The 14,240-nt window shown below is 56.6% G+C and carries 8 protein-coding genes and 1 pseudogene; 6 read left to right on the top strand and 3 right to left on the bottom strand.

Annotated features, from left to right (window positions below; all coding sequences use genetic code 11):
* Nucleotides 1–2: 2 nt before the first annotated feature.
* The 3 genes and pseudogenes from ACRBB0_RS04715 to ACRBB0_RS04725 form a co-directional block, all read right to left on the bottom strand.
* On the bottom strand, nt 3–2,057 hold the full coding sequence (locus ACRBB0_RS04715) for an ATP-binding protein (RefSeq protein ID WP_431373253.1): 2,055 nt from the start codon (nt 2,055–2,057) through the stop codon (nt 3–5).
* Nucleotides 2,058–2,178: 121 nt separating this feature from the next.
* Nucleotides 2,179–2,823, bottom strand: a pseudogene (locus ACRBB0_RS04720) (substrate-binding periplasmic protein); the annotation flags it as partial.
* A gap of 393 nt (nt 2,824–3,216) precedes the next feature.
* A complete protein-coding gene (locus ACRBB0_RS04725; RefSeq protein ID WP_431373254.1) occupies nt 3,217–4,002 on the bottom strand; it encodes a response regulator transcription factor in 786 nt (261 codons plus the stop codon).
* Here ACRBB0_RS04725 and ACRBB0_RS04730 point away from each other — a divergent pair.
* The 6 genes from ACRBB0_RS04730 to ACRBB0_RS04755 all read left to right on the top strand — a co-directional run bounded on the left by ACRBB0_RS04730 (nt 4,001) and on the right by ACRBB0_RS04755 (nt 14,184).
* The gene (locus ACRBB0_RS04730) at nt 4,001–6,208 is read left to right on the top strand and encodes an ATP-binding protein (protein ID WP_431373255.1); all 2,208 of its coding nucleotides are present in this window, start codon (nt 4,001–4,003) and stop codon (nt 6,206–6,208) included. The two genes, ACRBB0_RS04725 and ACRBB0_RS04730, sit on opposite strands and share 2 nt — an antisense overlap.
* Nucleotides 6,209–6,472: 264 nt before the next feature.
* On the top strand, nt 6,473–7,546 hold the full coding sequence (locus ACRBB0_RS04735) for a cytochrome-c peroxidase (protein WP_431373256.1): 1,074 nt from the start codon (nt 6,473–6,475) through the stop codon (nt 7,544–7,546).
* A gap of 11 nt (nt 7,547–7,557) precedes the next feature.
* Complete coding sequence (locus ACRBB0_RS04740; RefSeq protein WP_431373257.1) at nt 7,558–8,682, top strand: cytochrome-c peroxidase; 1,125 nt, start codon at nt 7,558–7,560, stop codon at nt 8,680–8,682.
* A 19-nt stretch (nt 8,683–8,701) separates the two neighbouring features.
* The gene (locus ACRBB0_RS04745) at nt 8,702–9,301 is read left to right on the top strand and encodes an arsenate reductase (azurin) small subunit (protein ID WP_431373258.1); all 600 of its coding nucleotides are present in this window, start codon (nt 8,702–8,704) and stop codon (nt 9,299–9,301) included.
* A 12-nt stretch (nt 9,302–9,313) separates the two neighbouring features.
* The gene (locus tag ACRBB0_RS04750) at nt 9,314–11,995 is read left to right on the top strand and encodes an arsenate reductase (azurin) large subunit (protein WP_431373259.1); all 2,682 of its coding nucleotides are present in this window, start codon (nt 9,314–9,316) and stop codon (nt 11,993–11,995) included.
* 83 nt (nt 11,996–12,078) lie between these two features.
* Nucleotides 12,079–14,184: a HEAT repeat domain-containing protein gene (locus ACRBB0_RS04755; protein WP_431373260.1), complete on the top strand. Its 2,106-nt coding sequence runs from the start codon at nt 12,079–12,081 to the stop codon at nt 14,182–14,184.
* Nucleotides 14,185–14,240: the final 56 nt, after the last annotated feature.

A 14,240-nucleotide genomic window follows, 5' to 3' on the forward strand; every position in this document is an offset into this window, starting at 1 on the left:
CCCTAATCAAGTGCGTCACGAAGGGCTTTGGCCAATTGGTATTGCTGAAACGGCTTGTGAAGCAGCACTTGGTCGGGCCCAAAGAAACTGTTGTTCTGAATAGACTCCGCCGGATATCCAGACATGAAGATGACTTTGAAATTGGGGTAGATTTTGCTGGCCCTATGTGCAAATTCAGGCCCGCTTTCGCCGCCCGGTAGCACGACATCCGACAGCACCAGGTCAATATTTGGCTCACGTTTCATGATTGCCTCGGCCTCAATCGTATTGGCTGCAGACAGGACGCGATACCCGATGTTTTTCAACATCCCAACGGCAAATGCGCCGACATCTGGGTTGTCTTCTATCACCAAGATCAGTTCGGCCGCGCCGCGCGGTGAAATCATCTTTGGGATTTCGGCAATGGGGGCCAAGTCGCCTTTGGCGCGCGGCAAAAAGACCCGGACAGTTGTGCCCGTGCCGAGCTCGGTTTCGACGCTCACATGGCCCCCGGACTGCTTGGCAAAACCATAAATCATCGACAGGCCAAGCCCGCTGCCTTCGCCCACTTCCTTGGTTGTGTAAAAGGGTTCAAACGCATGGGCCTGCACTTCAGGGGTCATGCCAGTCCCCTCGTCGCTGACCTCAAGAACCACATAATCGCCAAGTGTTGCGTCGGGGTTAAGCGCGATGGCGTCTTGATCCAAGTGTTTGTTGAAACAGCGAATAGTCAACTTGCCTTCGCCATCCATGGCGTCCCGAGAGTTGAGGGCGAGATTGAGCAGGACGTTCTCGACCTGCCCCGCGTCGGCCAGCGGTGTCCAAAGGTCAGGTGGCACGCCTATCGACACTTCAATCGCTTCGCCCAACGTGCGGCTGAGCATTTCGGACATGTCCAAAACCAAATCCCCAAGGTCAATGATCTGTGGCATCAACGCTTGTTTGCGCGAATAGGCCAGGAGCCTTTGGGTCAAACTGGCCCCGCGGTCCGTTGCCTTGATAATGGCGGCGATCAAGGCGGGCTGGGCCTCAGGATCGCCGTCTTCCAGCATTTCAGCATTGCCCATGATAACCGCGAGCAGGTTATTGAAATCATGTGCAATACCGCCTGTTAGCTGCCCAACCGCCTCAAGCTTTTGACTTTGTCGCAAGCCATCTTCGGCCAGTCTCTGGGCGGTCATGTCGATCGCGACTTCGCCGATCCCCGTAAGGTTGCCATGGCTCCCAAAGACCGGAAATCGTGTGAGGTGCAAATGGTGATAGGCACCGTCGGCGAAGGGAATAACGATTTCCTCTTCAAAGGGATGTTCGTATTTCACAACATATTTTTGCCCGTCCGACCACCGGGCGGCAAGATCTGGGCCAAACACGTCGGAGGGTAGTTTACCGATTAGGTTCCTGGCTTTGACACCAAGGGAGGTTTCGTAACAGCGATTTATCAGCTGGAACCGACCCTCAAGATCTTTGAGAGCCAAGAGTGAGGGCGAATGATCAACAACCGAGCGGAAGCGCTCTTCGCTTTCACGCATGGCTTTCTCGGCGCGTCGACGTTCATCTACTTCGGCGGACAAATCTTCGTTGGCTTGCTGCAACACCTGGTTTCGCTCCAGCCGACGCACCACGCGCAGGATAAACAACATGATACCAAAGCTGAGTAGGAGTCGGAGGCCGCTGATCAGGATGATCCTGTCGCGGGATGTTCCACCAATCGTATCGCGTTCCGCGCCATCAATCACCAAAACGACATTGCCGATGGGATCACCGTCATGCACAATATCGCGGCGCAAACTATGCGGCATTGCGTCAGAAAGAGGCGGTCGCTCGGCGGTCAGAAACTCATCCTGAGCGAGGGATGTGATCTCGATGCTGATCACCCGTGGATCCGTCATGACGCTATCAATGATCCCGGTCCCGGCTTCGGGGATGAGGTTCCAGACCGGATCGCGCATCCCATTGGCCAACATATCGGCCATGTGGTTCATTTCCATCCGAAAGGCCTTGTTTAGGGCGTTTCTCTGCAGGTTGAGAGAGTACCAAGTTGCAGAGAGCAGAGGCACAACCAAGGTCAGCAACAGCATCACCCCGATCCATCCCCAACGGCGGGACGGCGCAAAGTTGCGCGGTGGAAGCGGGGGGCTAGGTGCGCGCATCAGACGGGCATCACCCGAGAGAAACCGTGGTTGATGGTGTGGCAATGGATCACTCGACGTCCAATTCATCAAAGCCGACGCCCAAATGGTTGCGATAGATTTGATCGACGACCCCCTCTGCCAGCAAATCTTCTAGAGCGGCATTGAGAGACCTTTGTTCCGACACCAAGGCGGCATTCATCGTTGGATATAAATAGTCGCTAGAATGGGTGGGTGAGAGCGGTCGAATGTTGAGGTTTTTGCTATGCGCAATGGATGTGGTATTGGCGTAATCCGCGACAATTGTGTCAACGCGACCAAAAGCAAGTTTGCGAATATTTGTTTCATCATCAACGGCATAGTCGATGGACGCTTTGGCAGCCTCGAGCATTTTGATCAAATCTTCAGGGTAGGTGTACCCGCTGACCAATCCCACGGTTTTGCCAACCAGCGCATCGGCGTCGAACGTCTGGGATTCACTGTTGCGATGGACCCAAAAGGTGTTTGTATAGAGGCTAAAGCTCGCGGGGCCCTGAAGGAATTCTGGCCTTTTGGCTGCGTCCAGCACCCCGTCCATCTCGCTTTGGCGCACCATTTCAAGGCAGCGGTTCCAAGGGAGGTTATGAAAGCCAAGAGAAACCCCCATCCGCTCTGCCGCGGCTTGCAAGATGTCGACCGTGATGCCCCGCGCGTTGCCCGCGTTTGTCGAAACATAGGGGGGCCAATCGTTTTAGCAAAACTGCAGATCGCTCTCTTGGGTCCGGGCCGGTTGGGCAGAAACGAGCACCACAAATATTGGGACGAAAAATGCTGCGTATAAGAGCATCTGCCGTGGCGGTATTTTTTGCGTTCTCATGGCTGTTCATTCCCCACTGTTCTAAAAAGCTATCACTAGTAGGTACGACTACGGATTCTACCAAACATAGGTTAACATGTCTTTAATTAAGGTTACCGCCCCAAGGGGGCGGGCGGGGGGCTTTGTTCAAAAGACCACACAAGCCTGCGATGGATGGTGGCGGCTTGCACGGCTTGCTTTGCCCAATAGACGCCTAAACCAGAGCCTGAAATCGGGGCCTAAACCCGGTTTCAATGACATAAAAAACCGCTGTCAAATCTTGTGCAAATCCGCCGCCAAAACATAACCCTCACCGCGAATGGATTGGATGAGAGAGGGTTCCGCGTTGTCGCCATCAATTTTGCGCCGCAAGCGCGAGACATGCGCGTCCACCGCCCGATCTGTGATCGCAACTGAGTTTCCATAGAGCTCAGACATCAACCGGTCTCGGCTGATGATTTTACCAGCTTGCAGAGTTAACATCTTGAGGAGCGAAAACTCGGTGCTGGTTAGGGTGATGGGGCGATCTTCGGCAATGTGACGCAGGCCGCGTTTGGTCAGGTCAAACTCAAGCCCTGCAAACACGGCTTTGCTAAAAACGGTATCCGTTTCAGTCGGTTGTGGTGTTTCCAAGCGGCGTAAAACGGCTTTGATCCGGGCCAATAATTCGCGCGGCTCACAGGGTTTGGTGACGTAATCATCAGCCCCGATTTCAAGCCCGAAGATTCGATCAAAGACCTCATCGCGCGCCGATAAGATGATGATGGGCGTCTTGGCTTTGGCCCGAATTTCCTTGGCCAACTCAAACCCATCCGCATCGGGCAGGTTCAGATCGAGGACAATCAAGCTGGTATGCTTTTCTTCAAACAACGCACGGGCCTGCGCACCCGAACTTGCGGTTTGGGTCTGATAACCGTGCTTTTTCAGGAACCGCGCCAGAAACGAAGTCAGCTGCCTATCATCGTCGACTATGAGAATTGTTTGACCCATCTCATATCCCTTGTGTCCCGTAGCGCTAACATGGCCCAAGTTCACCGCAGCATCAAGGTAGCGCACCATGGCCACGCACACCCAGTCGTCACATCGGTTTTATCTGGTGGGTTTTTTAGCGGGCTTCCTGCTTTTGGTGACTGTCTTGCTCGGGCTGTTTTTGGGGACAGAAACACGCCGCCAGTTTGGGGAAATTGAAGCCAGTTGGATAGAATATGACGGCGATGTGGGGCAAAAGGGGGTCTGGATCAGTTCTATCCGCGGGTATCTGGGCTATGGCGGTATTATCCACAATTTCAAAAATTACGTGCTGCGCCAGGATGAGACCTATCTGACCCGCGCCCAAGTGCAGGTCCGGCACTTTCGCAGCGTGGTCGATGTCTATTTGGCGCAAACCACCGATCCGGTTGAACAGCGCGCCTTGCGAACGGTGCGCCGGACTATGGAGGCCTATTCCGACAAGTTTTCCGTGGCAAGGCAAGGGGTTGCCGACGGGCTTAGCATTGAACAGATCGACGCGATGGTGCGGATTGATGACAGCGCGGCCAAGCTGGCTTTGGTTGATCTCGAAGCGGTTTGGACAGACGCTCGGATCATCTCAACGCGTCGGATATTCGCGGCTGTGGGGCAGGGGCAGGCGCTTATCGGCATCGGTTTTGTCTCGATCATTGCTTTGGTTTTGGCTGCTTTTGCGATTGGTGTGATGTTGTATTTGATGTTTCGCGACATGGGTCACACGTTACACCGGCTGTCGGGTGAACTCACCGCCCGGCGCGAAGCTGAGGCCAGTGAAAAACGGCTCGCCAATGTGGTTGAGCAAAGCCCGTCGACGATTGTGATCACCGACACCTCTGCGCGCATTCTCTATGCCAATCGGCGGTTTCGCGAATTGACCGGGCGGGGCAGTGACGAGGTCGAAGGCAAGACGCCGAAGTTCCTGCAATCGGGGGATACCAGTGACAGCACCTATGCCGAATTGCGCCGGGCTTTGGCTGAGGGGCGCGAATATCAGGGCATCTTTCGCAATCGCAAAAAGGACGGCACGACCTATTGGGCCGACACCCGGATTTTGCCTCTGGTTGGGCCGGATGGCACCGTGCAGAATTTTATCGGCATTGGCGAAGACATCACCGAACGCCGCGAGGCGCGTGAACAGGTGGCGCGGGCGCAAAAGCTTGAGGCGGTTGGGCTTTTAGCGGGGGGGATTGCCCATGATTTTAACAACGTGCTGACCACAATCGTTGGTGCCGCGCATCTGGCGGCGATGGATGCAACAGAGGGCAGCGATTTGGCGGGTGAAATCGAGCAGATCGAAATCGCCGCCAAACGGGCACAAAGCCTTGTGCGTGGATTGCTGAGCTTTGCACGGCGTGAGCCGGGGCAATCGCAGCCGGTCAATCTCTGCGGTGTCGTGCAAGAAGTGTCGCGCCTTTTGCGCGCGTCGCTGCCGCCGACGGTACGGCTCAAAACCTGCGATGCGCAAGACATGGTTATGGTGCTGGCGGATCACACGCATTTGCACCAGATCGTTATGAACCTGACCCGCAATGCTGCCGAAGCGATTGGGGCCGCCGAGGGGCAGGTGATCATCGGTGCCGAAAATGTCGATGGAACGCCCGAGGGGCTGCTTGATCGCTCGGACGGCTGGGTCTGTCTGAGCATTCAGGACAATGGCCCCGGCATGTCATCGGAAACCCGCGCCCGGCTGTTTGATCCGTTTTTCACCACCAAACCGCTGGGCAAAGGCTCGGGTCTTGGGCTTGTCGTTGTCGCGGGGTTGGTTGAGGAAATGGGCGGCCGGATCGAAGTCGACAGCGCACCGGGGGAGGGCGCGCGCTTTTTGATCTATCTACCCGCCACCGATTTGCCCGAAGAGATCGGCACTTTGCGGGATGGCACGCCAACCCCGCGTGGCCACGAGCGGATCATGATTGTCGATGATGAGACCGAGATCGCCGCGACATGGCGGCGGATGTTGATGCGGTTGGGGTATCGGGTCGAGGCCTATACATCGCCGATTATTGCGGCTGAGAAGCTATTGGCGGATCCGGGGCGCGTTGATCTGTTGGTGACGGACATGGTGATGCCGGACCTGAGCGGTGAAGCCTTGACCGAAAAGGCGCGCTCGGTTCGGCCCGATTTACCGGTGGTGATCTGCACGGGGTATGCGCCGTCTTCGATCAAAGTCAGCGGCCCGGCACCCAAGGTTTTGGACAAACCCATCGACCCAGATCATTTGGCCCGCCAAATCAGAGACACGCTAGACGGCAAATGACACGGGTCAATACACCTTAAGTCACAAACGGTCACAACTGGTCATGTTAGGTCACCCTGAGCGCAACACTCGTCGCAAACACTTGCCCTAAAATCGTAGTGAACACCCTGATTTGGGTTTCCAAAGTGGTTCTCCCAATTGGTCCCCAAGTCGGGCGCGAGCAAGAGCGACATGCTTTAGCCAGCGATCTCGTCGCTCCTGTGTTTTTAACGGTCGTTTCGCCCAGCATGTCACCGGGCGAGGCGGCCCAAGAGGAGGCCCAAGATGATCCGAACCCTATCCGTCATTGGGGCGTTGTTTGCCGGGACGGCTGCAATGGCTCAGGACAGTGTTCCCATCCAGCCGATGGATGTGAACGCCGCGCGCGCCGAGCTGGGCAAGCGCATGTTCTATGACCCTCGCCTGTCTGGCGATACCAGCCTGGCCTGCGCCAGCTGCCATATGCCGGACAAGGCCTTTACCGATGGTGAAGCGCTCAGCCAAGCTTATTCCGGCGCAATGCATTTTCGCAATTCCCCGACCCTCGCCAATGTCGGCTATCGGGCCGCTTGGATGCATGACGGCCGTTTGGGCACCAACCTGAACGATGTCGCGCGTGAAATGATCACCGAAACCTATCTGATGAATATGGACATGCGCATCATGCAAGAACGCATGAAGCAAGATCCAAAATATGTGGAAATGTTTGCGGCGGCGGGCATGTCTGAGCCCTCAAATGGCGGGGCCCGCAATGCCTTGATGGATTTCATGAAAACCATCGTGTCGCGCGGCGCACCCATTGATAGCGGCGACCTCACTAGCAGCGCTGAACGCGGGCGCCTCATTTTTGAGGGCAAGGGGCAATGTTCAAGCTGCCATTCCGGCCCGCGCTATAGCGATGACAAACCGCACAACACCGGCGTACCCAACAACCCCGATATCTGGTCCGACCCGGAACGCCATTCGGCTTTTGTCACCTATGGCAAATTCATGGGTGTCGAAAACTACATGAACCTGCGCGAGGACTTGGGTGCCTATATCCGCACCCATACCCCTGATACGAAACGCTCTTTCCTGACGCCGACTTTGCGCGAACTGACCTACACCGCGCCCTACATGCATAACGGCGTGTTTGAGACGCTCGAAGAGGTGGTGGAATTTTACAACGCCGGTGGTGGCGATGATGATCTCAAAGACAGCCGTCTCAAACCGCTTGGCTTGGCCGCGTCTGAAAAGGGCGATCTGGTTGAATTCCTCAAGTCTATGTCCGGCGACACCTATGACGTCGACGCCTATGTCTGGCGCGAAGATGACTTCGGGTACCAGCTGATTGACGACTGGCGCAACGCAACAAACTGAGGAGACGGATCATGAAAAAACAAACCACCGCAATCGTCCTCGGATTGGCCGTTATGGCCGCACCGCTTGGCGCTGAAATGCCGCGCCCTGAGGGGTTGGCCGCTTTGGGAGATGTGCCGGTTCCGGGATCAAACCCGCAAACCGACGCCAAGGTCGAGCTGGGTAAAATCCTGTTCTTTGATCCGATCCTGTCGGGCAATTATAACATGCCGTGTTCTGCCTGCCACTTGCCGGATGCCGGTTGGGCCATTCAGGCACCGATCAGCTTTGGCTATCCGGGCACAACCCATTGGCGCAACTCACAAACTATCGTCAATTCGGGCCATTACAAAAAGTTGTTCTGGGCCGGGGCCTCTGGGTCATTGGAACATCAGGCGCGTTCGGCTGCGCGGGGCGGCGTGGCTGGCAATGGCGAAGATGACATGATGGAAAGCCGCTTGGCCTTTGTGCCGGAATATCGGGAACGGTTTGCCGATGTCTTTGGCGATGACTGGCCCAATATCCGCCACGCCTATGATGCCATCGCGGCCTTTGAACGCTCGATCAACCAAACCGATACGCCGTTTGATCTCTATATGAATGGGGATGACGCGGCCCTGTCCGAACAACAGGTGCGCGGATTGGAGCTCTTTGCCGGCAAGGCCAACTGTATCTCCTGTCACAACGGCCCGCTTTTGAGCGATGAGAAATATTACAACACCGGTGTGCCGCCCTATTCGGGCTGGGAAGACGATGAGATCGCGCAGATCACCTTCCGGTTTGAGATATTCGCCAAAGGTGCCACCGAAGAAATGTACCGCGAGATCAAGGATGATCCGGGGCTGTATTTCCGCACCAAGGAAAAAGCCGACAAGGGCAAATTCCGCACGCCGTCCTTGCGATACACGAAATACACCTATCCCTACATGCATAACGGCATGATCGAGACCCTCGCGGATGTGGTGGATTTCTACAATGACGGTGGCGGCTTGAATGACTTTGCCGACAACAAATCCGCCCAGATCAGACCCCTGAACCTGAGCGACGGGGAAAAGGCCGATCTGGTCGCTTTCCTCGAAAGCCTCAGCGGTGATGAAATCCTGATCGACGAACCGGACATCCCTGACATGCAGCCGCTGCCTGCCGTTGCGAACTGAACACAGGAGACAGGAAGATATGAAAGACCTAGATCCGAAAACCGCCCAGATCATCTCGGGTGCCATCAATGGCGAAAACGGCGAAGCTGCCAAAGCTGGCACGCGCAAATGCCTGATGAATCGTCGCCAGTTTTTGCTGTCCTCGGGCCTGACCACCACCGTGGTGATGGTGGGTATTCCGGGGCTGAGCGAGGCGGAAACCCCCGCCGTTGTGTCGACCTATCCGCGCAAGCTCATCGGGAAATTGTCCGAGCTGAAGGTGGATGAACCCATGTCCTTTGAATACCCCGACGAGGGCCAATATGCCGAAAGCATTCTGGTCAAGCTTGGGACCAAAGCCGGAGGGGGCATTGGCGATGAGCAAGACGTCGTTGCCTTTAACTATACCTGCACCCATCAGGGCGGGCCGCTTCAGGGCACCTACAAAGCCGCCGACAAGGCGCTTGGGCCATGCCCGTTGCACCTGACCACCTTTGATCTGACCCGCCACGGCATCTTTATCGCCGGGCAGGCCTATCAATCATTGCCGCAGGTTCTGCTCGAAGTTGAGGGCGATGATATCTACGCCGTCGGCATGTTTGGCCTGATTTACGGCCGTTACGACAATCTTCAGGGCTAAGGAGGAACACCCATGTCTGTACCATATTATGTCCCCGAAGAATCCGTGCCATTGCCACCACCAGATGCGGATGTGATCGCAACGGCTTGTGATTACTGCATCGTCGCTTGTGGCTACAAAGTGTACCGCTGGCCGGTGCGTGGCGGTCGCAATGGTGGCCCAGAGGCGGATCAAAATGCCTTTGGCGAAGACTTTCCCGTCTCGCCGCTTGGGCCGTGGGTTGCGCCAAACCAGCACAACATCGTGCTGCATAATGGCGAACCCCATCACGTCGTGATCATCCCTGACAAAGACGCAGAACACGTCAATCCGCTAGGAAACAGTTCGATCCGCGGCGGCGCTTTGGCGCAAAAGGTCTACAACCCACAGACCCCAACCCGCGATCGTCTGAAAACGCCGATGATCCGCATGTTTGGTGTGCTGATGCCGGTCACCTGGGATTTCGCATTGGACATCGCCGCCGAAGTCGGCAAGCACGTGCTCGAAAAACACGGCACCAATGCCTATGCGGTCAAGACGTTTTCCTATGGCTATATGGAGAACACCTACGCGATCACCAAATATGCGCTGGGCAATGTGCGCACCGCTAATTTCACCTTCCACGATACACCCTCTGATGTCTCCTCGACCCCCGGTTTTCGCGATGCGGGGTTCGACAACTTTGGACCGTCTTACGAAGATTGGGGCAATGCCGACACTCTTCTGATGTGTGGCACCGATCCATATGAAACCAAGACCATTTTGTTTACTGACTGGATCATGCCAGCCATTCAAAACGGTCAAAAAGCGATCTTTATGTTGCCGCGTCGCAGCTCTGGCACCGCCTATGCCGAGGCCAACGGTGGTCTTGTTCTCGACATTCAGCCCGGCACCGATCTTCCCGTCGTGCTGGCGATTGCGCGTGTCATCGTTGAAAACGGTTGGCAGGACAAAGAGTGGATCGAAAACTGGGTCAATAACAAATGGGAAAGCTCGTCTGGCTTTGGCCAGGGGACGCGCAACACCCCGTGGCAGTGGCGCACAACCTGGGGCAAATTCCAGACCGATGGCTTTGAGGATTGGACAGACTGGTTGATGGCCCAAGAGGAATCTGTGCCGGAAAAGGCGGCTGAAATCGCCCAGATCGACGTGCAGAAAATCTATACCGCCGCTGAATGGATGGCCAAACCCAAGGCGGATGGCACCCGGCCCAAAACCTCGATCATGATCGAAAAGGGGTTTTATTGGTCCAACAACACTGGCAACACCCAAGCGATTTCGGCGCTGGGCATCACGGTTGGGGCCGGTGGTCGCCCCGGTCAGGTCATTGGCCGCGCCGGTGGGCACCAACGTGGCGGGCTGCGTGGTGGGGGCTATCCGCGCAACAAGTCTCCTGAAAAGCTCCCCGGTCGTCGGCGTCGCGCCATGGATTGTGACCGCTATTTCATGTCCGGCCACACCCGGTTGGCGCATGTGATCGGCAACACCTGGGTTCAGGCGATGTGCGGTTCGCAAAGCCTGCAGGCCAAGTTCGAAGAGCTCACAGTGCGCAACCCGCATCAGGTTATGTCTTATGACAAGCAAGAGATCATCGACACCCTCAAAGCCCGCGCCGACAGTGGTGGCACCGTGGTCTGGGATCAGGATATCTATCTGGTCGATCCCATCGGTGCGCGCTATGCCGACATCGTCTTTCCGGCGGCGGGTTGGGGCGAAGATACCTTCACCCGTGCCAATGGCGAACGCCGCCTGCGCGTGTACCCGAAATTCTACGACGCGCCGGGTGAGGCGAAACCCGATTGGTGGATCATCGCGCAGCTTTCCAAGAAGATGGGCTACGAAGGTTTTGATTGGCAAAACTCCAACGATGTTATCGAAGAAGGGGCCCGCCATTCCCGTGGTTCGCGCAAAGACTTTAACATGGTCTTGGTCGCGGCGCGACGTGAGGGCAAAACCCTGCATGAAAAGCTTGGCGAGTTCGGCACCGCCGGTATTCAGGGGCCTGTGCTCATGCTGGATGACGGCTCGCTTGTGGGCACCAAACGCCTGCATGACACCACGCGCAAATTGCCGGAAACCGGGCCTGCTGGTGCGAATATGTTCAACAAGAAACTGACCCATTTCAATTCGCAAACCGGCAAGTGCAACATTCAAAAAGCGCCTTGGAACCTGTTCTCCTCCTATTGGGAATGGCTCAAACCACGTGAGCAGGATGATGAGATCTGGATCACATCGGGCCGGATCAATGAGCGTTGGCAATCGGGTTATGATGACCGCCGCCGCCCCTATATTGTCCAGCGCTGGCCGGAAAACTGGATCGAAATTCACCCGGAATTTGCCGAGAAACACGGCATTGAAAGCGGTGATTATGTGCAGGTCTACTCCGACCGGATCCCGGTCCAAAAAGACACGATCGTGGGCGTCGAAGGCGATGACTTTGACTTCGCCAGCCTGATGAAAAACGGCCATATTGAGCTGACCAAAGCCTCGATCACCGCCGTTGCCATCGTCACACCTGCGGTCAAGAACAACATGGGTTACATGGATTTCTTGCACACGTCACAGCCCGCAAACGCGTTGGCGGGGCGTGTGGTTGACTGGATTTCGGGCAACTACAACTACAAAATGGGCGTCGGGAAAGTGCGTAAGATGGGCGAAAGCCCCTATAAAACACAGTTCCGTTCCATGTCCTTTGCGCGGCGTGACATCGCCTAAGTGCCCCCTTTGATGCCCCCTTTGATGCCCGAGCACACCGCTTGGGCATCATCCTTCCGTTTTGAAATTTTCCGAGGTCCAAGATGCTGAAACGTATGGCTTTTGATACTGATAGCTTTGACGCAGTTCCGACGCTGTTGCACCATCTTGCGACCGGCAATGAGGTGATCCGCACCGATGCCGCCCGCGCTTTGGCTAACACTGCGCGCGGTGATGACCGTGTGCGCAGAGCGCTTTTGGCCGCCTTGCGTGACGAAGACCCTGATGTGCGCTCTGATGCAATGGAGGCGCTCCGCCATTTCGCCGATCCTGATGATGCACCAATCATCCGCGCAAGCCTGATTGGTGATCCCGTCCGCGAGATAAAACTCGCGGCCATCGCGCTCTTGGTCCAATTGCGGGACAAGGATGCCATCCCTGTGCTGCACAAATTGGCGATGGACCGCTGCCAGGATGAAATCGCCTGGGAAGACGACCTTGGCATGTGGGACGAATGGCTTGAGGTGCAAACCGCTTGTATCCGCGCCTTGGGTCAGTTGCACGCCACGGCGTCCGTGCGCGACATTCTTGAAGCGCGCGACGATGAATTTGGCCAGAACCTCGATCTGCCGGTTTGCGATGCGCTCTCGCAAATGGGGCCTGACGGGATGGTCTGGCTGTTGACCATTGCTCAAACTGAACAGGGTTTGGCACGCAAACGTGTGCTCGAAACAATGGCGCGCATGGACAGCGCCGCGCTGGAGCCGCATCTTGATTTCCTCTTGAACGACGACAATTTTGACGTGCGCAAACTGGCCCTGCCGCTTTTGGCTCCTGATGATCCCAAACTCGCCGATTTGGCTTTGAATGACCCCCATTCGGACATCCGTGTCGCGGCCCTGATCCGTGGCGCTGCGGCCCAGTCTGAGATGGCCGTGTCGGGTCTTTCTGATCGCGCGCCCGAGGTTCAGGCCGCGGCCTTGGATCATCTGACCCTGCCGCTAGATGAGAAACTGGTCGCGGCGTTGGAGCCCAATTTACAGGCTTGGCTGCTCACCGATGACGGCAGTCTGGCGACCGCTGTGGCCCGAAACTGGCTGCGCCTGAGCGCGGGGGGGGAGGTTGACCCGTTGTTGATGTTGATCAACAACAATGACCGCCCGCTTGAGGCCCGTCTCGCCGCTGTTGATGCGCTTGCCAAGATGCAAGGTGCGCCTGCGACCGAGCGATTGATCTCGGTCCTGTCGAACCCGGCCCAACAGGTACGCACGCAAATCCTGACCCATCTGGTTGCCCGCGCCAAGTCAGAGGATATGGCCGCAATCGAGGTCTTGGCCGCTGCTGCCCAAGGCGCGTTGCGCGCGGCCCAAGACACCGGACAGTCTGCGCCAGATATCGCGGACAGGCCGCGCCTGCACATCACCAAAGACGGTGATGTTGAGGCCGTTCCCCCCGCAATGGCGCAGGATGAGACCCCCGCCGCCAAACCCGCAGCGTCCTCAACCCTTGAGGCCATTCAGATCAACCGTATCGCCCCGCCCAAGCAAGAGGGAAAAGGCAAAAAGGCGCGCAAACGCCAAGCCATCGAAGGCCCCGCAGATGTCGCCCATGACCTGTCTCGCCTTGCGCTGAGCCTGATTGGCGGTATCGCCTCGGACGACATCGCAAAGGCCATTCGTGCCATGACCGGAAATGCCAAAGATGACCTGCGCTTTGGGGCTTTTCGCGCCCTCGAACAGCGCAGCTTCGCCGGGCTGCTGACTGCCGAGGACACCCCATACTTGTCTACCGGCATGATGGATCGCACCCACATTGTGCGCACCATTGCCGCCCGGTTGGCCGCTGATCTGCCCGATCTGCATCAACAGTTGGTTGCCCTCAAATCTGACCCCGACGCACTGGTCAGATCACTGGCCATTCCTGCAATCCAAGACCCCGCAGAGCTTTTCGATTGCCTGAGCGACCCCGACAACCGGGTGCGCCAAGCGGCGTTTTCACGGTTGCTTTCCCTCGATGCCTATGACGCAGAGGTGATGTTAGATCGGCTATTAGAGGCTGAAGCCACTCATGTGATTGGTCACGGGGCGGCGCATTCCCCCTCGTTTTATCGCGCGGTTCTGGACCGGCTTTCGACAGAGGGTTTACCGAAAAAGGACGTTCATGTTTTGCTGATGTCTTTGGCGAGCGTGGCAGGAGAGCCAATAAATTAGCCGGTGATATACGGCAAATTTCAGCCAGAAAGAAAGTCGCAGCCAGAGTATCTTGG

This window comes from Pelagimonas sp. (genome assembly GCF_050633425.1).
GTDB lineage: Bacteria > Pseudomonadota > Alphaproteobacteria > Rhodobacterales > Rhodobacteraceae > Pelagimonas.

Bases quoted from the DNA above. Each gene is read 5' to 3' on its own strand.
- ACRBB0_RS04715 (WP_431373253.1), bottom strand. From the start codon at position 2,057: ATGCTGTTGCTGACCTTGGTTGTGCCTCTGCTCTCTGCAACTTGGTAC.
- ACRBB0_RS04730 (WP_431373255.1), top strand. From the start codon at position 4,001: ATGGCCACGCACACCCAGTCGTCACATCGGTTTTATCTGGTGGGTTTT.
- ACRBB0_RS04725 (WP_431373254.1), bottom strand. From the start codon at position 4,002: ATGGTGCGCTACCTTGATGCTGCGGTGAACTTGGGCCATGTTAGCGCT.
- ACRBB0_RS04735 (WP_431373256.1), top strand. From the start codon at position 6,473: ATGATCCGAACCCTATCCGTCATTGGGGCGTTGTTTGCCGGGACGGCT.
- ACRBB0_RS04740 (WP_431373257.1), top strand. From the start codon at position 7,558: ATGAAAAAACAAACCACCGCAATCGTCCTCGGATTGGCCGTTATGGCC.
- ACRBB0_RS04745 (WP_431373258.1), top strand. From the start codon at position 8,702: ATGAAAGACCTAGATCCGAAAACCGCCCAGATCATCTCGGGTGCCATC.
- ACRBB0_RS04750 (WP_431373259.1), top strand. From the start codon at position 9,314: ATGTCTGTACCATATTATGTCCCCGAAGAATCCGTGCCATTGCCACCA.
- ACRBB0_RS04755 (WP_431373260.1), top strand. From the start codon at position 12,079: ATGCTGAAACGTATGGCTTTTGATACTGATAGCTTTGACGCAGTTCCG.